This window comes from Chryseobacterium sp. D764 (assembly GCF_019317325.1).
Taxonomy (GTDB): domain Bacteria; phylum Bacteroidota; class Bacteroidia; order Flavobacteriales; family Weeksellaceae; genus Chryseobacterium.
Genome location: NZ_CP079219.1, coordinates 336438 through 360206 on the forward strand (window position 1 = coordinate 336438; position 23769 = coordinate 360206).

General features: G+C 37.1%; 18 protein-coding genes. 9 read left to right on the top strand and 9 right to left on the bottom strand.

Annotated elements, in window-relative coordinates:
- Window positions 1-275 precede the first annotated feature (275 nt).
- The 4 genes from KYG33_RS01430 to KYG33_RS01445 all read left to right on the top strand — a co-directional run bounded on the left by KYG33_RS01430 (window position 276) and on the right by KYG33_RS01445 (window position 6732).
- Window positions 276-2378 carry a bifunctional aldolase/short-chain dehydrogenase gene (locus KYG33_RS01430; RefSeq protein WP_219072539.1) on the top strand — a complete coding sequence of 701 codons (2103 nt, stop codon included), beginning with the start codon at window positions 276-278 and terminating at the stop codon, window positions 2376-2378.
- Between the two features lie 193 nt (window positions 2379-2571).
- On the top strand, window positions 2572-3852 hold the full coding sequence (locus tag KYG33_RS01435) for a sugar isomerase (protein WP_219072540.1): 1281 nt from the start codon (window positions 2572-2574) through the stop codon (window positions 3850-3852).
- 342 nt (window positions 3853-4194) lie between these two features.
- Window positions 4195-5580: an FGGY-family carbohydrate kinase gene (locus KYG33_RS01440; RefSeq protein WP_219072541.1), complete on the top strand. Its 1386-nt coding sequence runs from the start codon at window positions 4195-4197 to the stop codon at window positions 5578-5580.
- Window positions 5581-5583: 3 nt separating this feature from the next.
- Window positions 5584-6732: an alpha-hydroxy acid oxidase gene (locus KYG33_RS01445; RefSeq protein ID WP_219072542.1), complete on the top strand. Its 1149-nt coding sequence runs from the start codon at window positions 5584-5586 to the stop codon at window positions 6730-6732.
- Between the two features lie 86 nt (window positions 6733-6818).
- Here the strand turns inward: KYG33_RS01445 and KYG33_RS01450 are convergent, their stop codons facing one another.
- The 7 genes from KYG33_RS01450 to KYG33_RS01480 form a co-directional block, all read right to left on the bottom strand.
- A complete protein-coding gene (locus tag KYG33_RS01450) occupies window positions 6819-7262 on the bottom strand; it encodes a nuclear transport factor 2 family protein (RefSeq protein ID WP_077416306.1) in 444 nt (147 codons plus the stop codon).
- 88 nt (window positions 7263-7350) lie between these two features.
- Complete coding sequence (locus KYG33_RS01455) at window positions 7351-8397, bottom strand: GntR family transcriptional regulator (protein WP_077416308.1); 1047 nt, start codon at window positions 8395-8397, stop codon at window positions 7351-7353.
- Between the two features lie 225 nt (window positions 8398-8622).
- On the bottom strand, window positions 8623-9711 hold the full coding sequence (locus KYG33_RS01460; RefSeq protein ID WP_219072543.1) for a twin-arginine translocation signal domain-containing protein: 1089 nt from the start codon (window positions 9709-9711) through the stop codon (window positions 8623-8625).
- Window positions 9712-9896: 185 nt separating this feature from the next.
- Window positions 9897-12035 (bottom strand): hypothetical protein, encoded by a 2139-nt coding sequence (locus KYG33_RS01465; protein ID WP_180564035.1) that lies wholly within the window; start codon window positions 12033-12035, stop codon window positions 9897-9899.
- 6 nt (window positions 12036-12041) lie between these two features.
- Window positions 12042-15605: a DUF4450 domain-containing protein gene (locus tag KYG33_RS01470; protein WP_219072544.1), complete on the bottom strand. Its 3564-nt coding sequence runs from the start codon at window positions 15603-15605 to the stop codon at window positions 12042-12044.
- A 1-nt stretch (window position 15606) separates the two neighbouring features.
- Complete coding sequence (locus KYG33_RS01475) at window positions 15607-17010, bottom strand: glycoside hydrolase family 28 protein (RefSeq protein ID WP_219072545.1); 1404 nt, start codon at window positions 17008-17010, stop codon at window positions 15607-15609.
- A 765-nt stretch (window positions 17011-17775) separates the two neighbouring features.
- Entirely contained in the window at window positions 17776-18513 is a 738-nt protein-coding gene (locus KYG33_RS01480) for an SDR family NAD(P)-dependent oxidoreductase (RefSeq protein WP_219072546.1), read from the bottom strand.
- A gap of 319 nt (window positions 18514-18832) precedes the next feature.
- Between KYG33_RS01480 and KYG33_RS01485 the strand changes: the two genes are divergently transcribed.
- From KYG33_RS01485 to KYG33_RS01495, 3 genes are read left to right on the top strand one after another with little or no spacing between them, the layout of a single operon-like run.
- Complete coding sequence (locus KYG33_RS01485) at window positions 18833-19729, top strand: hypothetical protein (RefSeq protein ID WP_180565670.1); 897 nt, start codon at window positions 18833-18835, stop codon at window positions 19727-19729.
- Between the two features lie 10 nt (window positions 19730-19739).
- A complete protein-coding gene (locus KYG33_RS01490) occupies window positions 19740-20588 on the top strand; it encodes a hypothetical protein (RefSeq protein WP_180565671.1) in 849 nt (282 codons plus the stop codon).
- 10 nt (window positions 20589-20598) lie between these two features.
- A complete protein-coding gene (locus tag KYG33_RS01495) occupies window positions 20599-21507 on the top strand; it encodes a hypothetical protein (RefSeq protein ID WP_228408688.1) in 909 nt (302 codons plus the stop codon).
- A 153-nt stretch (window positions 21508-21660) separates the two neighbouring features.
- Here the strand turns inward: KYG33_RS01495 and KYG33_RS22595 are convergent, their stop codons facing one another.
- Window positions 21661-21807 (bottom strand): bacteriocin-like protein, encoded by a 147-nt coding sequence (locus KYG33_RS22595; RefSeq protein WP_167375285.1) that lies wholly within the window; start codon window positions 21805-21807, stop codon window positions 21661-21663.
- 27 nt (window positions 21808-21834) lie between these two features.
- Window positions 21835-21978 (bottom strand): bacteriocin-like protein, encoded by a 144-nt coding sequence (locus KYG33_RS01500; RefSeq protein WP_175627206.1) that lies wholly within the window; start codon window positions 21976-21978, stop codon window positions 21835-21837.
- Between the two features lie 285 nt (window positions 21979-22263).
- On the opposite strand from KYG33_RS01500, the gene KYG33_RS01505 reads away from it, so the two are divergent.
- Window positions 22264-23136 carry an alpha/beta fold hydrolase gene (locus KYG33_RS01505; RefSeq protein WP_257468888.1) on the top strand — a complete coding sequence of 291 codons (873 nt, stop codon included), beginning with the start codon at window positions 22264-22266 and terminating at the stop codon, window positions 23134-23136.
- 32 nt (window positions 23137-23168) lie between these two features.
- The gene (locus KYG33_RS01510) at window positions 23169-23762 is read left to right on the top strand and encodes a dihydrofolate reductase family protein (protein ID WP_077414603.1); all 594 of its coding nucleotides are present in this window, start codon (window positions 23169-23171) and stop codon (window positions 23760-23762) included.
- Window positions 23763-23769: the final 7 nt, after the last annotated feature.

Consider the following 23769-nt stretch of genomic DNA (forward strand, 5'->3'; position numbering starts at 1 on the left):
TCAGATTAACACTTAAAGTATATTTTAACTAGTAACTAAATGAATTTCTGACTGCTGACATTTTATTAATGGTTAAATTTTTAAACCAACATTTTTAATCACAAAATATTAATTATAAATATCCTCAGCCGGATTGTTTTATAAAGATGAATTGACTGGCAAAGATTCAAATGTTAATTTATCTTTAAATACAGTATTTACCAGTATAGTACGGGATGCTGTAAAAAATATTACAGTCTAATTTTGGATAGAAATTCAGAAATATAAGTAAACCAATGGAAAAAGTAAAAACATTCAAATACGTAGACTATTTATGGGACGAAAACAAAGCTGCATCTTTCGGAAATGATCAGGTAGCTTTATTTTTATACCGCTCAAATATATTAGGGGCAGATTTAAGAATTACCAATTACGGAGGTGGTAACACAAGCTGCAAAACCATTGAAAAAGACCCGTTAACTAACGAAGAAGTTGAGGTGATGTGGGTAAAAGGCTCGGGCGGTGACATCGGAACACTAACAAGAAAAGGAATTGCCGGATTATACACAGAAAGATTGAGAAACCTGAAAAATGTGTACCAGGGCTTAGCAGATGAAGACAGAATGGTGGGCTTATTCAATCACTGTATTTTTGACCTGGAAAGCAAAGCTCCTTCTATTGATACACCTTTACATGGTTTACTTCCATTCAAACATATTGATCACCTTCATCCGGATGCTTTAATTGCAGTAGCGGCCGCAAAAGACAGTGAAAAAATCACAAAGGAAATCTGGGGTGATACAATGGGCTGGGTTCCATGGCAGCGCCCGGGTTTCGACTTAGGATTACAATTGGAAAAATGTTTAAATGATAACCCTGGGATCAGAGGAATTGTTTTAGGAAGCCACGGATTATTTACCTGGGGAGATACTTCTTACGAATGCTACATCAACAGTTTGGAAGTTATTGAAAAGGCTTCTGAATATATTGCTGAAAAAATTAGAGAAAAAGGACATGTTTTCGGTGGACAGAAAGTTGAATCTCTTCCTGCTGATGAGCGTAAGAATAAAGCAGCTCAGCTGATGCCGTTATTACGTGGCCTGGCTTCTTCCGAAAGCAGGATGGTGGGGCACTTCACAGACAGCGATGTGGTTTTGGAATACATCAACAGCAATGATTTGGAGCGTTTGGCACCACTAGGAACTTCTTGTCCGGATCACTTCTTAAGAACTAAGATTCAGCCGTTAGTTTTAACTTTAGATAAAAATGAAGATGTAAGCGATGCTAAAGCTGTTTTAGAAAAACTAACTCCTCTTTTCGAACAGTACAGACAGGAGTACACAGAATATTATGAAACCTGTAAACACCCGAACAGCCCTGCAATGCGTGATCCGAATCCTGTGATCATCATTTATCCGGGAGTAGGAATGTTCAGTTTCTCAAAAGATAAGCAGACAACCCGTGTGGCAAGCGAATTTTACGTCAATGCAATCAACGTAATGCGCGGAGCAGAAGCTATTTCAGAATACACTTCATTACCAAGACAGGAAGCTTTTGATATTGAATATTGGTTGCTTGAAGAAGCTAAGCTTCAAAGAATGCCTAAAGAAAAGCCATTGTCAAGAAAAATTGCTGTTGTTACAGGAGCCGGAGGCGGAATCGGACAGGCTATTGCAGACAAAATGGTTCAGGAAGGTGCTGTCGTTGTTTTTACAGACCTGAATCAGGAAACTTTAGATTCTGTTACAGAAAAATACAGCAAAGATCAGGCTGTAGCGGTTACTTGTGATGTGACTAATGAAGAGGCTATTGCTAATGCTTTTAAAGACACAGTTTTAGCGTTCGGTGGAGTAGATATCATTGTTCATTCTGCTGGCTTAGCGATTTCCAAATCATTGGAAGATACCACTACAAAAGACTGGGATTTACTGGAAGATGTTTTGGTAAAAGGTCAGTTTTTGATGGTGAAAAATGGGGTGGAAATCATGAAAAAGCAAGGCTTAGGAGGAGATATTGTTAACATCGCAAGTAAAAACGGATTGGTTGCCGGCCCTAATAACGTGGCATACGGAACTGCAAAAGCCGCTCAACAGCATATGACAAGATTACTGGCAGCAGAATTGGCAACAGATAAAATCCGAGTAAATGTTGTAAATCCTGACGGGGTAATTGTAGGAAGTAAAATCTGGGAAGGAGCCTGGGCAGAAGGCCGTGCAAAAGCCAACGGAATTTCTGTTGAAGAACTGCCGGCATTTTATGCAAAAAGAAATTTATTAAACGAAATTATCCTTCCTGAAGACATTGCAAACGGAGTTTTTGCGTGCGTTGCCATCTTAGATAAAACCACAGGAAACATCATCAATGTAGACGGAGGAATGGCAAATGCTTTCCCAAGATAATAGATTAAAAAAATTCATCACAAAAGGCTTTTTTTGACACTTAAGTTTTTTTGAAAATCTTTGATTTTCTTCTTATGTGGACTTTTTCTTTCCATTGATTTAAACTTTTTAAAGCTTAAGTGTTCTAAAGCGTTTAAAAATAAAAAGCTTTTGTGTCTCTTGTGGTTAAAAATCAATTCAAAAAAATCAAATCATGATTATAGGAAAAGATATCATTGAACAATATAATAAACCAGAAATTGAAAACTTTACGACAGATTTCGATTTTCTACAAAATAAATTAACAAGATCAGGAGCCAATGTTGCTGAGATTGTCAACAAAATCGCTGATTTCCAGGTGGCTATTCCGAGCTGGGCTTTAGGAGCGGGAGGAACCCGTTTTGGAAGATTTTCCTATGGCGGCGAACCTTCTTCTTTAGAGCAAAAATTGGATGATGTAGGTTTAATTCATGCTTTAACGCATTCTGCAGGAGCTGTTTCATTACATATTCCTTGGGATATTCCAACTGATGTGAAAGCCATTAAAGAAATAGCTGCCTCTCACGGACTTGTTTTTGATGCCATGAATTCCAACACATTCCAGGATCAGGCAGGAGCTGAGCACTCTTATAAATTCGGTTCTCTGAATGCTGCGAATGAAGATTCAAGAGCCTATGCCGTGGAACACAACAAAGAAGTGATCAGGATCGGAAAAGAATTAGATTCAAAAAGTTTAACGGTTTGGCTGGCGGACGGAGCAAGTTTTCCGGGACAATTGAATTTTCAGACCGCATTGTCAAACACTGAAAAAAGTTTAAAAGAAATTTACGCAGGAATGCCTGAAGATTGGAAACTTTTCATTGAATATAAACCTTACGAACCGAATTTTTATTCAACCACAATTCAGGATTGGGGAACTTCGTTTATGTTGGCCAATGCTTGTGGTGAAAGAGCTTATACACTGGTAGATTTAGGTCATCATTTACCGAATACTAATATTGAACAGATTGTTGCAACCCTTATGTACAAAGGAAAATTAGGAGGTTTTCATTTCAACGACAGCAAATATGGTGATGATGATTTAACGGTAGGTTCCATTAAACCTTATGCCTTGTTCTTGATTTTCAATGAATTGGTGTACGGTATGGAAAACAATCCTCAAAACCCTTATCCGGCCTGGATGATTGATGCAAGTCATAACATTAAAGATCCGCTGGAAGATTTATTACAGTCTCTGGAAGCTATTTTAATTGCTTACGCACAGGCACTTCTGGTTGATCAGAAAGCATTAAAAACAGCACAGTTAAACAACGATGTCGTTAGTGCGCAGGATATTTTGCAAAATGCCTACAGAACAGATGTTCGTCCTTTATTAAGGGCTGCAAGACTGCAGGCAGGAGCCGCTTTAGATCCGATTGCAGCTTACAGAAGTTTAAAGGTAAGAGAAAATTTAATTGCTGAAAGAGGTTTAGAAACCAAAGCAACGGGATTATAAAACCCTGTTTTAAAACTGATAATTTCAACTTTTGAGTGCAATCGAAAGTTATTATTATATGTATCCTTATATTTTTATCATTAAGGTTGAAAGTGTTTAGATTATTGGGTTTTTAAGTAATATTGCTTAAAGAAATTAGTGGATTTTTTCTGATAATCTTAATATCTGAACACTCCTTAATGGTGTTTAAAACAAATTAGTATACTTTGTTGAGTAAAAAGCCTTTGCAAACTTAAAAACGTTTAGTAGTCAAATAAAACTTTGTGAACTCTGCGTTTAAAAAATAGATTGCTTTGCTGCTTCGCTCCTCGCAATGACAAAAAATAAAAATTCATCCCAGGAATGTCTAAAAAAAAGGTAACCATTGTATTTGATATTGGAAAAACCAATAAAAAGTTCTTTTTATTCGATAAGAATTATAAAGAAGTTGTTCGGGAATATACAGAATTACCGCTCACTATTGATGAGGATGATTATCCTTCGGAAGACCTTGCAGCCTTACAAAATTGGATAAAAGATAATTTTAATGCCATTCTTGATAATGAAGAATATGAAGTAAAAGCCATCAATTTTTCCACCTATGGAGCGAGTTTTGTGCATCTGGATCAGAAAGGAAATGTTCTGACTCCACTATACAATTACACCAAACCAATGGATCAGGAAATTCTTGATTTATTTTATGAAAAACATGGCAGCAAACTGAAAATTGCCCGCGAAACAGCATCACCTCAGGCAGGAATGCTTAATTCAGGCCTGCAGTTATTCTGGTTGAAATATAAGCATCCGGAAATATTCAGAAAAATCCGTTACAGTCTTCATTTACCTCAGTATTTATCATATTTATTTACCGGAATTTGTGTGTCGGAGTTTACTTCGATAGGCTGTCACACCAATTTGTGGGATTACGACAAAGCGGATTATCACGACTGGGTGTATGAAGAAGAAATAGATGCTTTATTACCTCCAATTGTGCCGACTTCTGCGAGTATCAATACTTCTTACAGAAATAAAAAAATTAAAATAGGTGTTGGGATTCACGACAGTTCTTCAGCATTATTACCTTATATTTTAAGCAAAAAAGAGCCATTTTTACTGCTTTCAACAGGAACCTGGAGTATTTCGTTAAACCCTTTTAATGATGAAAGTCTTACTGATGAAGATATAGAAAATAATTGCCTGAATTATATGCGGATTGATGGGAAACGTGTAAAAGCATCCCGTTTTTTCATGGGAAATGAATATAAAATTCAGGTTGAAAAATTATGCGCTTATTATGGAAAAGAATATGGTTTCCACAGAGAAGTACAGTTTGATCAGGATCTGTATTTGCGCTTAATGAAAAATAAAAACATCTATTTTCGCTTTGAAGGTATTATTTTGAAACGAAAAATGATCAGTGAAACAGATTTAAAATCATTTGCTACTTTTGAAGAAGCATATCATCAATTAATGATAGAACTGATGGATTTACAGATTCATACCATCAAAAATGCGATCGGGAATTCGGATATCGAAAACATTTATATCGATGGCGGATTCACTGATAATGATGTATTTATGAAGCTCATGTCTCACCATTTTCAGCATTACAATGTGATGTCTACCCATTCTCCGCTGGGTTCTGCATTGGGAGCTTCCATGGTGATTTCGAACAAAAAAATAGACGAAACTTTTTTACAGCAGCATTATCAGATGAAAGTGCTTCAACCGTTAATTCTTAATTTATAAAACATGGCATTTCCATTTGACACCCGTTACGCTTCGCTTGAACTTTTAATCGAAAAGGCAAAAAAAAGAATGCCCCGTTTCGCTTTCGAATATCTGGATGGCGGTTGTAATGAAAACATAAACCGGGACAGAAATACGAGCGAACTAAGAGAAGTTCTTCTTCGCCCGCGTTACCTGAATAATTACAGCGAAACCAACATGGAGACTGAATTATTCGGAGTAAAATATTCCGCGCCTTTCGGGGTTTCTCCTGTTGGGTTACAGGGATTAATGTGGCCCAATGCACCCGAAATTTTAGCAAAAGCAGCTTTTAAGCATAATATTCCCTTCATATTAAGTACAGTGACAACAAGCAGTCTTGAAAGAATTTCCGAATTAACAGAGGGAAAAGCCTGGTATCAGTTATACCATCCGAGAGAAGAATGGCTGCGCGATGATATTCTCGACCGTTGTGAAGCTTCCGGATATGATGTACTCGTTATTTTAGCTGATGTCCCGACTTTTGGATACAGAGCAAAAGAAATAAGAAACGGCTTATCAATGCCGCCTCAAATTAATTTCAGAAACGTTTCCCAGGCTTTGGTAAAACCGCAATGGTGTTTAGAGATGCTGAAACACGGTGTTCCGAGTTTTGCAACGATGAATAAGTATATGGATAAAAACATGAATGTAAAACAGCTGGGCCAGTTTATGAACTCTACATTTTCCGGCAGATTGAATTCGGACAGAATCAAGGCGATCCGCGACAAATGGAAAGGAAAATTAGTCATTAAAGGTGTTGCTTCAGACGAAGATGCGGCAGAAGCAGTTCGTTTAGGTTTTGACGGAATGATTATTTCCAATCATGGAGGAAGGCAGCTTGATGCGGGTGAATCTACGATTGCCGTAGTGAAAGAAATCAGTGAAAAATATAAAGGTCAGATTAAAATCATGATGGACAGCGGTGTAAGAACCGGTCCGGATGTTGCCCGTGCTTTAAGTTGTGGTGCTGAATTTACCTTTATGGGAAGAACTTTCATGTATGCAGTAGGAGCTTTAGGGGACAAAGGCGGCGATCATATTATTGAAATGCTTAAAATGCAGTTCAGACAGGTGATGGAGCAGGTTTGCTGTGAAAAACCGGAAGATTTGCAAAACTTCAGAGTGAAATAAAATCTTTGCGTTAAAAAACATAAACAATTTCAAAATAAAAATTCGCAAGACAATCTTGCGAATTTTGTTTGTTATAATTTGAAAATTTATTTCTTCTTTTCAGCCTTCACCGCCTGTCTGGCCAATAGCTTCCAGTCATTTTTCACTTTTACCCAAACCAATAAGATATCCAACGTCACATCTCCTGGTGCTTTTCCGGCATCAGCGGTCGTTGCATAAAAATGATGACGGACAATGGCTGTATTTCCTACAATATTTAGAGTTTGATTTGTAATATCAATCGTTACAAAATCAGACTTTTTGCTGACTAATTTTTCTACAAATTCCTTGGCGTCATCAATATGACCTCCTGAATGTCCATAAGTTAATTCCGGCAGGATCAAAGATTCTAAATCAGGTTTTTCTCCGCTTATCATTGCTAATCTGAACTTTTCGGCAACAGCATTTACGGCCTCCTTATCACTTGTTTTCTGCGCTGAAACACTTACTGCCATCATAAAACCAATGGCAAAAATTAATTTTTTAATCATAATTGAATAATATATTTCTTGATAGTATTTAAAAGTGTTTTTGTTCTAAATTCGAAAATATGATTTATGTAATCGATTGCATGATTGTTTATAAAGAATCTCTTTGAATAAATTTAAAGACGTTATTCACAGATTCTTTTTTATTTTTCAGAATCATATAGGCTGCAGATTCTCCCATAGCTTTAAAATCTGTAGTAATTACCGTAATTCCCAGCAGTTCTTTAAGAGGCGTTTCGTTATAGGAAATAATTCCGATGTCTTTGCCCAACTCAAGATTTTTCTGTCTGATTTGCTTAACAAGGTTCACCAGATCCCGTTCCCGGATCGTAATGAAAATATCTTTTTCCTGCAATTCCATATCGGGATAAATTTCATCAAGAATTTCATAATCGAGTTTAAAATCCTTACAGAATTTTTCAAAACCGCGGACAATACGGAAGGGATAGGGATGAATGGATTTGTCGGGATACACCAAAATGATCTTTTCGTATTTTTTTATTTTGTCTAAACCTTCCTCTAAAGCATTGTAAATATCATGTTCAAAATCCTGAAATATAGAGCCATATTCTCCTGAAATATTGGGCTTTGTATTATCTAACAACAATAATTTGTTTTTCGGGATTTGTTCAATCATATCTAAAACCTGCTGTGTTGAGCTGGTATGTTTAGACTGCTCATCACGGAAATGAGGCATGATCACGTAATAATCAAATCCGCCCAGGTTCTTTTTTAGGGAATTAATGAAAAGTGTTTCGTCACAATGGTAAATATACATTTCAACATTGCCTTTGGTACCGATTGCATTGACGAAATAATTATAAATCATCATTTTATAAGTACTCGGTTTGTTGATCAGGAAGAAAATGTTGATCACGTCGTTTTTATTAATCCGTGAGATATAATATCCTTTTCCCTTTACAGATTCGATGATTTGTCTTTTTCGGAGTTCTTTATACGCTTTTTCTACAGTATCTCTTGAAAGAAAGCAAGACTCGCTGAGTTCGTTTATGGAAGGGATTTTTTCACCAATCTTAATCTCTCCGCTATCAATTCCATTAAGAATAGAATCCACAATCTGTTTGTATTTGGGAACTCTGGAATGCTCATTGATTATTATTTCAAATGTTTCTGCCATGATATTGGATAGGAGATGTTTATTTCAGTTTAAAGAATAATTCAAAGGTTAACGAACGGTGCAAGGCAAGTTACAAATATTTATAATATTAATTGTAATTGCAATAGTTCTGCTATAAATTATAACGGAAAAATACAATTTTAGTATACAAAGTTAGGTATAACATGTAAAAAACTTAATAGTATACTTTAGTATGGGAGTAAAAAAAACAAAAAGGAATAGAAATTAAATTGTAGTGTCTGTTATTTCAAAAACAAAAGATGTAGAAGTTTCAAACTTTCCTCCCTGTGTTGCCCCGAACAGGAATTTAGGAGTCTTACCGTCCTTATCCATTAAAATCATGGGACGTTCCAATCTCCCGAATCGTTTTAAATGACTGGGTGGAGCAGGCTCCTTAACATAACTTTTCATATCAAGGTAAGCGATTTTCGGTTTGGACCAGTTAAGGCCATCCCTGGAAGTTAAATGTAAACCGTATTCATGGTTAAAGAATCCCATATCACGGGCCACTATATGGAATTTTCCATGTTGTTTCCAGATAAAAGCATCTTCCAGCTGGGCATTGTCAGGCTGCAATGAAAAATCGATGACAGGATTCTCCTTTATTTTTTCATAAGGACCTGAAGGATGATCAGCCTTGGCCAATCCATATTTCCGGTTTCCTCTTACCGGACCTTTCTGATTTTCGTATTCCTCAGTATTCCAGGATTTATAAAAAAGCCAGAATTTGCCGTCATTTCCTTTTATAAAAGCCGGGTTGGTAGTGCAATGGTCATCCCATGCGCCCTGTTCTCCGGGAAGAAGCAGAGGAGATTCCGGTCTTACCCAATCTCCGTCAAGACTTTTTGAAGTGGCAAGTCCTATTTTTTTGGTATTTGTTTTTCCGTTGTGGTTGCCCATGTAGAAAAGATAATACTCATTTTCCACTTTGGTAATTAAAGGATTATGACAAGTTGTGGCATCCCAGAATTCGCCGCCTCTGGGAGCAAGAATAACTTGTTTATGCCTGAATTCATCATAGGGAGAATCTGCTTCTGCACGGCAAATTTCAGAACCGTTGAGCCAGCCGCCCATTCCTTTTTCTTTTCTCCACCTGGAATAAAAAAGATGAACCTTACCGTCTTCGCCCCAAATCGGAGAATTACACCAAATATAATAGTTCTCCAATGAAAAGGTCCGCCCGATTGGTTTTAAGCTGAAATAAGGTTTGCCGGAAGATGAACTTGTAAATGCAAGCCCCAGAACCCCTGCTGTAATCCCAAGGGCTGAGGTCTGTAAAAAGTCTCTCCGTGTAAAGTGTCTGGGCTTATCCATCTCATCTGATTTACGGCTAATTTAATATAAACATATAAACAGACTGTCCTGTACTTTCGGTGAACTGTTTTAATCTGAATTTATCTGCCTTTATTATTGGGTTTTGGATTTGAAAATTTGAAATCAGGATATAAAAAAAGCCTGCCTTAAGGCAGACTCTAACTACTACTATATGAATATGAAATTTAAGGCATCTTTTTAAAACCTTCCGCTTTTATTTTCCATGAACCGTCTTTTGGAAAACCTGGAAATTCACCTTTGGAACTGTCCCAACCTTCGAGCATCATGGCAACAGTCGTTAAAACTCCTCCGTTTCCGGGAAGATAAATACGGAGACGTTTATCCTGGAAATTATGACCGTTTTTAAGATAGGTATTCGTCTGAATATTCATGAAAAGCGCATCCAGAGCTTTATCCGGAAGCCCCAGTCTTGCGGCATTCATGGCCGTCATCGGGAAATCCCAACCCCAGGTATGTTCCCAGTTCCATCTTTCCCAAACAATATCCAGTGTGTTTTTCATGATTTTTTTATCCAGTTTCGGAGATTCCGGAACCATTCCTAACGCTCCCAGAACGGCAGGATGATCAGTCATCCATTTTGGAAAAGTGAAAGAATCTTTTGCAGATTCGGTTGACAAATAAACGCCATCCTGAACCGGAAGCGGGGCTAATTTTGTAATAACCTCATCCCATTTTTTATCTCTCGGCTGGCCCAATCTTTCCTTCCATTGTTGAGCAACTTTCAGTGCCCAATCCCAATAAGCCACTTCATAAGTTGGGTTGTATGTATCTTTTGCAGGGAAAACTTCCTGTGCCGGAATGACCCCTTTTCCGAGATTATAACGGTTTTTCTCTTTATCATAATGAGCATAATCTGCCATAAATTCGGCGGTTGCAAAAATGAGGTCTTTATATTTTTCCAAAACTTTTTTGTCCTGTTTGTCGCGGTACAGAAGTTCGGTCATATAGATGATATGCGGTTGTTCCCAGATCAGGAATGCAGCTACAGAAGACGGACTTTCATTTCCATCATTATCAGACATTTTAATCCATCTTACACCTTTATAGCCTTGTCTTTCTGCTAATTTTTTTGCTTTTTCAAAAGTCCTGAAATAATAATCCAATTGTTTTTCTAAAATCTCAGGTCTTCCCCATAAAGCGTAGTGAACCCCGTGCCACCAATGCATTTCTGTGTGCGGTTTTCCGTACCAGCTGTTGAAGGTCAACCCTGTTTCCTGTGGCGGATTGCTTCCTCCGCACTGTACTTTGGTTAAATATTCTGACAGAACAATCCTGCGTTCCAGTTCATTCGCCCTTGGGTCTGTACTTCCTTCAAAATCAACTGCTGCACCGCTTTTCCAGAAAGACTCCCATGCTGAAACACTTTCTTTTTCTGCATCAGCAAATAGCGTTTTTCCGCTTTTCGGGTTTTTAGCTGAAAATTCAACGCTTAATTCTATTTTTTTGTTTTTTGAAGACGGTTCAAACACAAAATAATGTTTTCCCGCTTCCCGTAATTTTCCTTCCGTAAAATAAAACTGAGTATAATAATCTGCACTCTGCAACTGATGATGAATGATACCTTGCGTTGATTGTGAAGAAACAATTCTTGTCGTATGATCGTTTTCATTGCCATAAAAAGCAGCATCATCCAGAAACTGTCCGGTAGGAGAAGGGTAGCGCGCGAAAACTTTTAACCTGTTTTGAGCAATTAAATCAGACTCAATTTTAACTCCTATTTTATCAGAATTCTGAAAAGAAGCCGTCCAGACTTTTACAGGGGTTCCGTCCAATGAGAATTCACTTGTTATAATTCCTGTCCAAAGATCAATTTTCTGATTAATGTTTGTCAGGTCTGAAATGTTTGCTTTCTGACCATCTTTTTTAAGCAGTTCAATACCGATATTTCCTAATTGCAGACGGTGTTTGTTGACTCTGAAATACTCAACGGCCCCTTTATTTCGTTCAGGCTCTTTGAGTTGTACACTGTACAGTGCTTTACGTCCTTCATTGTTGAAATCGTATGCTTTTAATGTTTCCTCAAATGTATAATCTTTAGTATTTGGAAAGCTGTTCCATCCCCATTCCGACTGGGTTCCCAATGAAACTCCATTTTTGTAATATTCAGGAAACGACTGCATTCCGGTGATGTCGACCGTGTAAGCAAATTTTCCGTTTCCAACCGTTAAAGTAGATAGGGTATCCGCTTTTGTATTCACTACATTATGACGCTGGACTACTTTTTTCCGGTCTATTTTCTGAGCAGTTAATGAAGAAAAGGCTATCAGAAAAATTCCAAGATATACTGCTAATTTTTTACTCATATTTTTTTATTTAAGAATAGTGGCACTCATCAGTCCGATAACGACATCGTTGCTCACTGCTGTTAATTTTATGGATTTTAATTCTCTGTTTGGGTCAATCGGCAGATCCAGAATGGTTGCGGCACCGCCTTCAACAGCCCGGCTGCTTACTCCTTTAATTTCTGAATATTTCGTTAAACTTCCTCCTTTGTACAATTCCCCGGTTTTCAGCTGAACCCGGTACGGAATTTTATCATCCGGAATTTCAAAAGCAAAATTATCATCAAACAAATCCTGCTCGATAGGCCACCAGTTCACAGGATTTTTTAGTTCTAATGCTGTATCTGAACCGTCTGAATACTGAACCGTAACCGTTCCGTTGGTAATTTGTGACTGCATCGGATTGGTAGAACCTGCCATTAGAAAATAGATTTTTCTTCCTTTTCCCGTAACAGGAATTTCAACCGATTCCGGAAAATTATCCCACTGGCTTGTAAAGACAATGTTTTTTTCTTCGTTATTAATTAAAAAAGGAATTCCTAAGAACTCAAGTTTCCCATCTTTTCGTTTTTTCATCAGTCCGCTGTCATCAATTTGAGTAGTGGTCAGCGGATAGCACCAGTTCCCGATTCCTTGCCACGGAAGCTGTAGAGTAGGGACATTTAATCTTGGGGAAAGATATTTTTGATTGAAAATTCCGGTTACTCTCTCATTATATTTTGAGGCTAACGAAACAGGGGTGAACTCGCCTTTATTTTCGATTTCCCAATCTGTTATTTCTACATTTTGTTTGATTCCATTGTATTCAAGCTGAATAAAGTTGGTTCCCCTGCTTAGATCATTCGTTGGAATTTCAACTGATGTATTTTGATTTTTTTGAATTGAAAAAGTTATATTTAAATGATTAATATTCAATTTTCCATTGATTATATTGGATGATTTAGAGTGAATTTGCAGTTTTTTATTCACCCATTTTATTTCTAAAGGATATTGAATATCAACATTTACAGGTTGCCACCATTTCGTTCCATTTTGTTCCAATTGAACGAAAAAGGTTCCTTTTCTTTCTTCTTTCACCAGATCAAACTGATTCCCGTTTCGGATTTTTATCAGTTTCTGCGGGTCATAAACCTGTTGAATCTTCTTTTTTGGATCTAAATTGAGTTGAAGATTTTCAGAGATGTAATTGATGTAATCTGTTTTTTCAGTTTTTAATTCATCTCCCGAATACGTAATTTCAATGGTAAATTCTTTTCCTTTTTCTGTTTCTAACTTTACAAAAGGCCGTGAAATAGAATTTGGATGTATCGCAAATTGTACTTTTTTACCGTTTACGGTTACCGATCTTATTTTGGTATGATTCACAGGAATCAATACATCAAGCGAAACTGCACTTGCATAGTTTGATTTAAACCAATAATTTGTTTTTTTAAAATTTCGGTTAAACTTAAATTCCCAATCCTGAAGTTTCAGCTCTGCAAAATTCCAGTCTTTGGGAAACCCGGGTTTTATATTGATTTTATTTTCTAATAATTTGGGATAAATTCCGAAAATTCCTTCTGTTAAAGTTCTTGCAGCCACACCAATCGGGTCGGCAAAATCACGGTACAATTCCCCACGGAAAGCATCATAGTGAGATAATTGTTCAAAATTTCCCGGACTGATTCCGTAGTACATACTTTCGGCCAGATTGCCTTTCCAAAGTCGATAGGCCTCATCATTTCTTCCTGCCTGCCAATACGCTAAAGCGGTTTGTAAATTCTCTGCCAGCGCCACATTATTGATCGACCAATCATAAGGCTGCCAGTTGGTGGTGGAAAGTGTGTAGTGATCTTTATTAATTCCCCCCTTTACTATTATGGGGATCTTCGGAATATGATTGTTGACGTACTGCGTATTTTGATAGTCTTCAAATTCATTTAAAATATAAGCATCCGAAACATGATAAATCGACCATATTCCAGGCTTGTCGTGAAGAATCTGATTGCCCAGGGCGTCTTTATATTCAGCAAAATACCCTTTATTTTTAATCCAAAGCTCGTTTTTCATAGCTTTTAAAATAGATTCAGCTTCTTTTTCGTAAGGAGTGGAATCTTTACCAATAATTTTCGCCAGTTTTGCCATTTCACGGTTGGCTCTGTAATGATAGGCAGAAGTGTGGGTTACTTTTCCCCCCGAATACTGCAAAGCATCACTCGCCCAGATTGCAGCATAAGCATCATAAAGGTCACCCCGTTTGAAATTTCGTTTTTCCCAATCCATGTGACGAACCATTGCAGGCCACATTTTCTTTAGAAAATCTACATCTCCTGTGTAGTTGAAATGAGAAAACAGCTGATCAAAGAAAACCAGATTCATATCATAATGATGAGGTTTTGAATTGTCATTGGGGTTTCTGGAAATATATCCACTTGAGAATACTGAAGTTCCCATTTCTTCTTTGTGTCTTGCCAGATGCAAAAGCGTATCCATCTCAACGGGTGCGGAATCCGGGCTTAAAACCTGAGAATTGGAATAGCTTTCAAAGTGTTCTTTTGCACGATCGTGCCAACTGAGAACATCGGCTGCATAAGCTCCTCGCCAGGCATTTAGCCTCATTCTCCAGGCAACTGCGCCATGAAGAAACGTCGGACTTTCCCAAATGGCATCTGCGGCGACCGAAAGGGTAGCTCCGAAGTTATTTAAATCCGAATCCGGAGTTTTCAACTGAATCCAGTTGATTAATGATAATCGTGATTGTTCGGCTTCATTGAAAATATCCGCAAGATGTTTGTCTGAAAAGTTTTGATCTGATTTTCCTTTTTTAATTTGAATAAAAACAGGATTTTTTTGTGTTGAATATGTTGCGTAAATGATCGGAGATTTTTCTGCTTTATTTTGTGTAAAATCAGATAATTTTTCCAACGTTTTCACATCGGTTAATTGTAATGAATGGGTGTTTGAAAAACTTCCGCTGATCAATTGGTTTTCTTTTTTCTTGTTTAAATAAGTAAGCTCAAATTGGTTTTTATTGAGTTGAAACTGGTTGTCTTCACAATATTCCGGTAGCAAATAAAAACCTGATTCCGGGTCTGCACCGATGTCGCCGTTTCTGCTGAATGTTTTTCCGCTTGCTCCGCCATAAACTGCATAGATCTTTGTTGAAGGATCTACATTTTCTGTTTCCATTTTTAAAATCAAACCTTCTTCTTCAGATTGTGCTAAAACCGTCAGTTTTAAATTTCCATTTCCAAGAATCTGATCTTTAATGGCATACAACATCAGGCCCGGACGATAACGGGTTTCAATGGTATCAGCCTGAATTAATTTTTTAATCGAATTTCCTTTCTGAATAACAAACTGAAGATTACCACCCATTCCGGGAAGATACAGCGCAAACTCCGGCAAATCCCCGGCTTCCACTCTTGAGGCGCGGTTGTTGCCATACAAAGCTCGGTTAAAGCGGTATCTTCCGTTAACCAACAAAAAATCACCTTTGTCTTCTTTGTAATGCAGTTCTCTTTCATTGTTTTGCCAGTGTCTGGATTGAGAAAAAGAATGTGAGCATGCAGATAAAACAATAAAGCCCGCTAAAATGGATGTTTTTCGCATTTTATTTTTTTAAATCAGTTAATGGCTGTCCGTTAACAGTCACGTTTTTCAGGGTAACATTTCTTAGGAAATCAACTTTATATGGAATTTCAACACCGTTAATTTTAGCATTGATCATTGTAAAATCTGTTACAGGAGAAGATTCGTAGGCATCAGAAAGGATGGTATATTTTCCGCCTTTTTCCACGACCATATTTTCTACCCAGACGTTTCTGATCGTAGGGATGAAGTTACCCGGTTTTTCGTAATGCATATTGAAACGCACCGCAGCTTCTTTATAAGCGCCTACTTTTGTATTGTAAAAGAATACATTTTCGATAATTCCGCCCCGGCTTGAACTGGTTTTAATACGAAGTGCCCTGTCAAGGTTTTTACTGTCCATCACATTTCCTATGGCATAAATATTTTTTGCTCCGCCCGCAATTTCGCTTCCAATCACTACGCCGCCGTGTCCGTCTTTCATTTCACAGTTTTCGATGATGTGGTTTTCCGCCGGTTTGCCGATACCCCTTCCGTCTTCATCTCTTCCGGATTTTATGGCAATACAATCATCTCCCGTATCAAAATATGAATCTTTGATCCACACGTTTTTACAGGCTTCAGGATCAAAGCCATCATTATTGGGACCGTGGCTGATTACTTTTACTCTTTCAATCAAAACATTTTCACACAATACAGGATTAAGATTCCACATTGGAGAATTTTTTACCAAAACATCTGCCATATAGAAATTTTTACTCTTATAAGGCTGAACGAAATTAGGTCTCAAATAATATCCGTCACCAAATATTCTTTCTCTCGGGTCTTTCTTTTGGGCCATGTATTCATGCAGTTTTGCACGGGCAGGATTTTGTCTTCCCGGACGGGATTCGTCCCAACCATATTTTTTTGCACCACACCAAAACCACCAATGGTCGTTATCAGAGTTTCCGTCCAGTGTTCCTTTTCCGGTTACAGCGATATTTTCTTCCTCGTAAGCATAGATCAGGGACGAATAATTCATACATTCCATTCCTTCCCATCTTGTGAAAACAATAGGGTAGTCGTTACTGTCCTGACTGAACAGGATTGTTGCACCTTCGTTAACATGTAAATTCACATTACTTTTTAAATAAATAGCTCCTGTCAAAAAGATACCTTTTGGAACGACAACTCTTCCTCCGCCTTCTGCATTACATCTTTCGACGGCTTTTTTAAAAGCTTCCGTATTTTTTGTCTTTCCATCACCCACAGCACCAAAATCAGTAATGAGATAGTCTTTTTTTCTGAAATTGGGCTTTACAATTTGTTTTTTTAAGGTCTGGATTTCCTGTAAAGGTTGTTCCGAGGAAGTCCAGGGTTTATATTGCCCCCAAACAGGAATTGACGTAATTAATGCGAAAAGTAGTAAAGCGAATTTTTTCATAATGTTAGAGAAATATTAGTTTAAGAAAGAACATCAATATTAAAAATCTCTTTCTATATCGCAATCTAAAATAATTATGATTAAAAATTATCCTGCACTGTCGGTATAAAATTCATTAATTGCATAAGCAACCTGGGGCATCCTTGGATGTTGTAGTAAAATGGACGGAAAGGTACCGGTCTGAGGTGCAATATATCTTGCATCAGCAGATTTTATCTGATTTCCTGCATTTTCCGGAGATATTAAACATAGTAACGTAATCTTATAGAAAATGGGAGCCAGAATGCTCCCATTTTTGTTATAATTGATTAATAATTGAAACCTATTTTAAATTAGTTTCAAAGAATGATTCTAATTTATCAAAAGCAATTATATCAATTTTATCATACAAATCCACGTGAACTGCATTTGGAATTGTCATCAGCTCTTTTGGTTCTACAGCCTCTTTAAAAATATCTTCATGAAATATTTTGAATGTGCGTTTTCTCCGGCAATTAATGATATTGGTTTGGGCGAAATTTCTTTTACATAGCTTAAAATCGGCATGTTCATAAATGAAATAGGATTGGTTGGCAGCCAAGCTCCATTGGAATTTAAAGAATTGGGATGAGATCCATGTAGTGTTCTATAATAATATTTCCCTTACATAGGGTTCAAGTGAGTTATAAAACGTTTCAAACTTATCATAATCATTATAATGTTCAACACTATTAAAAACTTGTTCCATTAAAGCTGTAAATGACTTTCTTTCGTCCAGACAATTTGTTATTTACTATTGCTTGTTCGTTTATTACAATAATCCCAGACAAGTTGTTCATTTTGCTCACTGTAAAATTTTTGAGAAGCAGTTTTTATTTTTCTCTTCTCAAAATATTTTCCGCTTATTGACTTTACATCTTCTGAAGTTGCCAAGTATAAAATGGTTTCAGCTCCTTGTTCCGGTGTTTTAAAAAATGGTCTTATCAGTTTTACGACGAAATTTAGCAAACTTCCCAAATTACTGTTTACCCCAAAATTGGTGGCAACAGCACCGGGATGCAAACTGTTTACGGTAATATTTTTTAAACCACCGTCAATAAGTTTACCAGAAAGATGCTGACTAATCCAAATTAGAAAAAGTTTTGCATTACCGTAAGCAACAAGCGGATTGTAATTATTCTTTAGTTCCAAATCATCAAAATCGGGATTTGCATTGAGCTTATGTGAATTGGAAGAAACATTGATAATTCTGCCGTCTTCGCTCTTTTTCAGTAAACCTAATAGCAACTCAGTAAGTAAAAACGGAGCAAATAAATTTACAGCGATGGTTGTTTCCAAACCCTCTTTCGTTTCTTGTCTCCCTTTGCTCATAATTCCCCCGGCATTGTTGATTAAAATGTCTAACCGGTCGTATCGTTCAATAAACGTTTGGGCAACTTTCTTTACTTCGTTCATTAAAAATAAATCTCCTATTATGAAGTCAATTTTGTCATTGCTTGTTAAGTTTTTAATCTCCTCACACACCGTTTCGGTTTTTACTTCATTTGAAAGTATCCGAATGATACTAATATCAAAATCCTTAAAGAATCTTAAACTTATAAAAATCTATCAGAACATCGAAATCTATCGATAGGTTATGTTTTGCCTGATGGTGGAAAATCAACAATTTTGCAAAAATTATTATTGACCTGATGTTTACATCAATGAAAGTAAGATTCTAAAAACACATTTGCCTAATTAAAATCTGGTTTATAAATTATTAAGATGATTTATGAAAGGTTGATTAATCTCACGTAAGAGTGAGGATTCACAACCTTTATTACCTCAAATTTTAAATGAGAATATGAGAAAAAAAACACATAAAGCACTGATCTTACCTTGTTGCTTCTTTATCGGTATATTGAATGCGCAAGTAGGAATGGGTACAAGTAACCCACAAGGGATTTTACATGTAGATGGAGCTAAGGATAATTCTGCTTCAGGAGTACCAACGGCAACACAAGTTTCTAATGATGTTATTGTAAATAAAACAACAGGATTCATTGGTGCAGGCGTTCTTAATCCTAAGGTTCAGTTGGATATCAGATCAGCAGGAAGTGAAAATGCTCTTGGTTTAGGGACAACAATGATGTCGGCAACAACGGCAGGTGCGGGTGCTACACGATATGATATAAACAGTTTACCAGTGGGTGCTAAAATCGAAGTGTCTGATGGCGCAGTATGGCACAAAGCGTATATTGCCCCTCAAAAGGCTGTAATTGTTGTTCGTAAAATTGTAAGTCAGTCTATACCATCTGCTTCTGCAACAACCATTATTAACTGGAATGAGGTACGTGACATGAGCAATAGTTTTGATCCCAGCTCTGGCGAATTTACAGCTCCCCGAAACGGAACTTATACTTTTTTATTAACATTCAATTTTAACGGAGCAGTTATTAGTGATGGTTCAAGAGTTGAGTCACAATTTTATAATCCTACTACAAGCACTGTTCTTGCCAGTGTGTATAAAACTTTCGGTCAGTCTATGACAGGTACAGCTGATGACGCAAATGCTATACGTTCAACACAGGCTGGAGGATCGAGTACTGTTACCCTTACTCTTACGGCAGGGACTAAAGTAAGTGTAAGATTATATCAAAATCTTACTTCAGGTGCTATTCCGCTTAGAGTTACTACAGATTCTTCGAATCCTGCAAATCCAGATGATGGATTTAACAATTTAACCATAATAGAACATTAAGATATAGACTATGAAAAAGAAGATCAATATAACTTATAAACTATTTGCTTGTATTTTATTTTTTTCTGCAGCTAAAACAATGGCACAAACAGGTTTTTTTACTCCTACGCCGGCACAACCTCTACATATAGATGCAGGAAAAGATAATGGCTCAGCACCTGATGCAACAAAAATATCTAATGATGTTGTTGTTACATCAACTGGTCAGGTTGGCTTTGGACTTTTAAATCCCGTTACTAAAGTTGATCTGAGGTCTTCGTCTGATCAGGGAATTATTGGTTTAGGCAATAATACACAAAGCCCCTCTGCCGCAGGGGGAGGAGCAATACGTTACAATAACGGTGGATTTTTAGAATATTCCGACGGTGAACAATGGATAGCATTGCCACTTACTGCTCCAACAAAAGCATTGGTAAATGCCAGTAAAGGCTCTGCACAAAGTATTCCAAGTGCAGCTTCAACAGTTATTACAGGATGGACAGAAACAGTTGATTTAGGGGCCGGTGCCAGTGGAGATTTTGATCCTTCCACAGGGGTTTTTAAAGCTCCCCGTGATGGTTTTTATCTGGTTTCTTTCAATATTACCCTGGCTAATGGAAATATCCCTAAAAATACATTTGTCGAAACTGCAATAGAAAGCAGTCAAAGTACAGATAATATTCCTGTATTTAAAACTATAAATTCTTATCCTGCTTTTCAGGCTGGTGCAGTAAGTAATTATATAAGTGGTAACTGTAATGCTATCTTCAATCTTAAAAAAGATGATACTATAAAATTCAGCATAAGGCATAATATAGGCAGTGCCCGAAATACTTTGAATGACAGTAAATTAAATAATTTAAGTATAAGTGAATTGTAAACACGTAATAATGGGACAAAAAAATAAAATAAAAAAATTGATCAGTGCTGTTATTGCTTTGTCACTGAGTGTAACCTATATAAATGCTCAAATAGGAATAGGAGTACCCAATCCGTCAAATCCGCTTGAGGTTAAAACGGATGCCGGTAATATTATAGTTAATAGTTCCGGAAAATTGGGGACTATGGTTGCCAATCCCAAAGTAGCTTTGGATCTACGCGGCGGAACAAATAGTTCTGTGGCTATTGGAAATACTACGAAAACAGCTGCCCAGGCTGGGGCCGGAGCATTACGGTATATTGCAAGCCCGGCCATTGGGGTAAAGGGATATTTAGAATTTTCTGATGGTTCAAATTGGGTCAGTTTTTTTCCTAAAGGGAAACCGCGTATTATAGTAATGGCAAGTAAAACTACTCAGGATACCTATGTATTTGAAAGCGCAGTTCCTTCAGAAATAGGAACCAAATCCGGCATAGTGCAGAGAAGATCTTCTTATTTAACGAACTGGACTGAAAAATTAGACTCTGATTCTGGGGTTCCAACCTCAAATTTTGATCCGGCTACAGGTGAATTTACAGCACCACGCGATGGAGTTTATTTTGCAACATTTACTTTTGCATTACAATCCAGCCAGGTAAATACCGGGGCTAACAATCAAACAGAAGCTATTTGGGAAGTTAGAGATTCTGCCGGAACAATTACCCAAAGAATAAAAACAAATAATGGGTATGCTTCTGATACCGGAGCCAGTCCCAATGCCGTACCGGTAGGTTCAGCCTGTACAGTAAGTGTATACCTGAATAAAGGCAGCAAACTAAGACCTTTTACCTGGATTACAGTAGCATTTGATGGTACAACCAGCCAGTTTGATGTATCAGGAAGTGGAGCTTACAATGCGCTTACGATAGTTGAACAATAAAGATATTTTAATAAGTTTGAACAATCTGATTTTAATTTTTAAGTCTCCCAGCTTGATTGCGGGAGACTTTTTTTTGAATGAAAACGTAAACTTAAAATAAAAACCTGCAACTCATACGAATTACAGGTTTCTATTTTTGGAGAATACAGTGTTTTAACTTAAAATCTCACATGGTGCTATACAAATCACCCAGGGACATCTCTTTATTCCCGGAGGAGGGCAGCATGCTTCGGAACAACTTAATGCTCCGCCATTAATATTCTTCAACTGATCTCTTGAAATTTTTTTAGAATTTTTCATAGTCAAGTAATTGAATTAAACTAAAACTTAAGGTTGGTTTCCACCACCACATCCATCGTATGGCATACATTGCCACTTTCCGCCGATTAAGCAAAGCTGTCCGCCTCTGCAGTCAATTCCACCCTTGATTGTTTTCAAATCCTGTCTTTCGATTTTCTTTAAATTTTTCATAATAATATAGGTTTAGTTCTATTCGAAATTAATCAATTTTTATCAACTGTTGTAGAATTATCATGAAAATATTTATTTTCAATCAGTTTATTGTTTAATATTTTCCTTTAGAATTTCTATAATTAAACAAAATATAATGTATGTGAAGTAGGTTAAATAAGCCTTGTTAAAGGAATGCACAAAGAATTGATTTCTTTTGAGTAAAATCTTGTCTTGTGACAAGTTGGATTTCGTAATGACTTGCTAATTTTGGTTAAAAGTTTAATGACCAAATCCGATAATATTATGAAAAGTCTATTCAAATTCTCAACCCTATTGAAATCATTACTGATTTTAATGATTACCATTATCACATCACAGGTATATGGACAAAAAGTGAAACCTTCTGAAAGTGGCTATGCACCTGCTAACGGCAGCAAAGTTTATTATGAAGTCTATGGTAAAGGGAAGCCCATCGTATTATTGCATGGTGCTTTCATGACTATTGATACCAATTGGGGACAGCTGATTCCTGAACTGTCAAAAAACAGGAAAGTAATCGCTGTTGAATTACAGGGACACGGGCATACTCCGTTTTCAGAACGAAAATTATCACATACTGCTTTGGCAAGTGATGTGACAGAGGTAATGAATTATCTGAAAATTGATAAGGCAGATGTGGCAGGATATAGCTTTGGGGGAGCAATCGCTTATCAGCTGGCAATACAAAGCCCGGAAAGGCTGAACAAATTAGTTATTATTTCTTCAACGTATAAAAATAGTGGCTGGCTTCCTGAAGTAAATAATGCATTTAAAGGAATGAAACCTGAACTCTTTATGAACAGCCCTATGCATACTGCTTATGATGCCGTAGCGCCTGATAAAACAAAATGGACAAAGTTTCTGGAGCAGATGATAGTCACAGCTGGACAGCCATTTGATCTGGGTGATGATAATATTTCTAAAATTTCAGCACCAGTTTTAATTATAGCAGGTGACAATGATGGATTGGATAAAACCGAACTATCAAAAACCTATAAATTATTGGGAGGTGGAGTGTCTGCAGATATGGGACCTATGCCAAAATCCCAATTGGCTATTGTTCCGGGGCAAAGCCATGTCAGCCTGATGATGCAGACCGCAACAATTCTGAACTATCTGAACAGCTTTTTACAATAATCAGATACAATATCATTTATAAATTGAATATCATGAGAAAAATAACTGTCATATCAATGATTACAATGGATGGTGTCATGCAGGCACCCGGCGGTCCTGAAGAAGATACATCCGAAAACTTTAAATATGGTGGATGGACTGTATCGTATGGTGATGAGCTTTTCGGTGAAATCATGCAGGAAGAAATGAAACAGACTGACTATCTTCTGGGAAGAAAAACATTCGATATTTTTTCATCTTACTGGCCTCAGCACGCTGAATTCTGGCCGGGAATCAACGAAGGGAATAAGTATATTCTGTCTCAGTCTATAGAGAATTCAGATTGGAAGAATACATTTTTTCTCAAAAATCTGGATGATATCCGGAAGCTTAAGCAATCAGAAGGTGCTGATATTCAGATTTGGGGCAGCAGCGAACTTATTCATCTGCTGTTGAAGAATGACCTTGTAGATGAACTTCGTCTAAAAATCTATCCGTTGATTCTTGGTGAAGGGAAAAAACTGTTTGACGATAATTCTGTTCCGGCTGCTTTTGCCCTCACGGAAAGCCATGTAACATCAAAAGGAGTTATTATAGCTAACTACAAACGTTCTGGTGAGATTGTGACAGGCAATGTTGAAATGTAAATAGAGG

Bases quoted from the DNA above. Each gene is read 5' to 3' on its own strand.
- KYG33_RS01455 (WP_077416308.1), bottom strand. From the start codon at position 8,397: ATGGCAGAAACATTTGAAATAATAATCAATGAGCATTCCAGAGTTCCC.
- KYG33_RS22595 (WP_167375285.1), bottom strand. From the start codon at position 21,807: ATGAAAAATTCTAAAAAAATTTCAAGAGATCAGTTGAAGAATATTAAT.
- KYG33_RS01470 (WP_219072544.1), bottom strand. From the start codon at position 15,605: ATGCGAAAAACATCCATTTTAGCGGGCTTTATTGTTTTATCTGCATGC.
- KYG33_RS01510 (WP_077414603.1), top strand. From the start codon at position 23,169: ATGAGAAAAATAACTGTCATATCAATGATTACAATGGATGGTGTCATG.
- KYG33_RS01445 (WP_219072542.1), top strand. From the start codon at position 5,584: ATGGCATTTCCATTTGACACCCGTTACGCTTCGCTTGAACTTTTAATC.
- KYG33_RS01495 (WP_228408688.1), top strand. From the start codon at position 20,599: ATGGGACAAAAAAATAAAATAAAAAAATTGATCAGTGCTGTTATTGCT.
- KYG33_RS01475 (WP_219072545.1), bottom strand. From the start codon at position 17,010: ATGAAAAAATTCGCTTTACTACTTTTCGCATTAATTACGTCAATTCCT.
- KYG33_RS01450 (WP_077416306.1), bottom strand. From the start codon at position 7,262: ATGATTAAAAAATTAATTTTTGCCATTGGTTTTATGATGGCAGTAAGT.
- KYG33_RS01460 (WP_219072543.1), bottom strand. From the start codon at position 9,711: ATGGATAAGCCCAGACACTTTACACGGAGAGACTTTTTACAGACCTCA.
- KYG33_RS01500 (WP_175627206.1), bottom strand. From the start codon at position 21,978: ATGAAAAATTTAAAGAAAATCGAAAGACAGGATTTGAAAACAATCAAG.
- KYG33_RS01435 (WP_219072540.1), top strand. From the start codon at position 2,572: ATGATTATAGGAAAAGATATCATTGAACAATATAATAAACCAGAAATT.
- KYG33_RS01490 (WP_180565671.1), top strand. From the start codon at position 19,740: ATGAAAAAGAAGATCAATATAACTTATAAACTATTTGCTTGTATTTTA.
- KYG33_RS01485 (WP_180565670.1), top strand. From the start codon at position 18,833: ATGAGAAAAAAAACACATAAAGCACTGATCTTACCTTGTTGCTTCTTT.
- KYG33_RS01430 (WP_219072539.1), top strand. From the start codon at position 276: ATGGAAAAAGTAAAAACATTCAAATACGTAGACTATTTATGGGACGAA.
- KYG33_RS01440 (WP_219072541.1), top strand. From the start codon at position 4,195: ATGTCTAAAAAAAAGGTAACCATTGTATTTGATATTGGAAAAACCAAT.
- KYG33_RS01505 (WP_257468888.1), top strand. From the start codon at position 22,264: ATGAAAAGTCTATTCAAATTCTCAACCCTATTGAAATCATTACTGATT.
- KYG33_RS01465 (WP_180564035.1), bottom strand. From the start codon at position 12,035: ATGAGTAAAAAATTAGCAGTATATCTTGGAATTTTTCTGATAGCCTTT.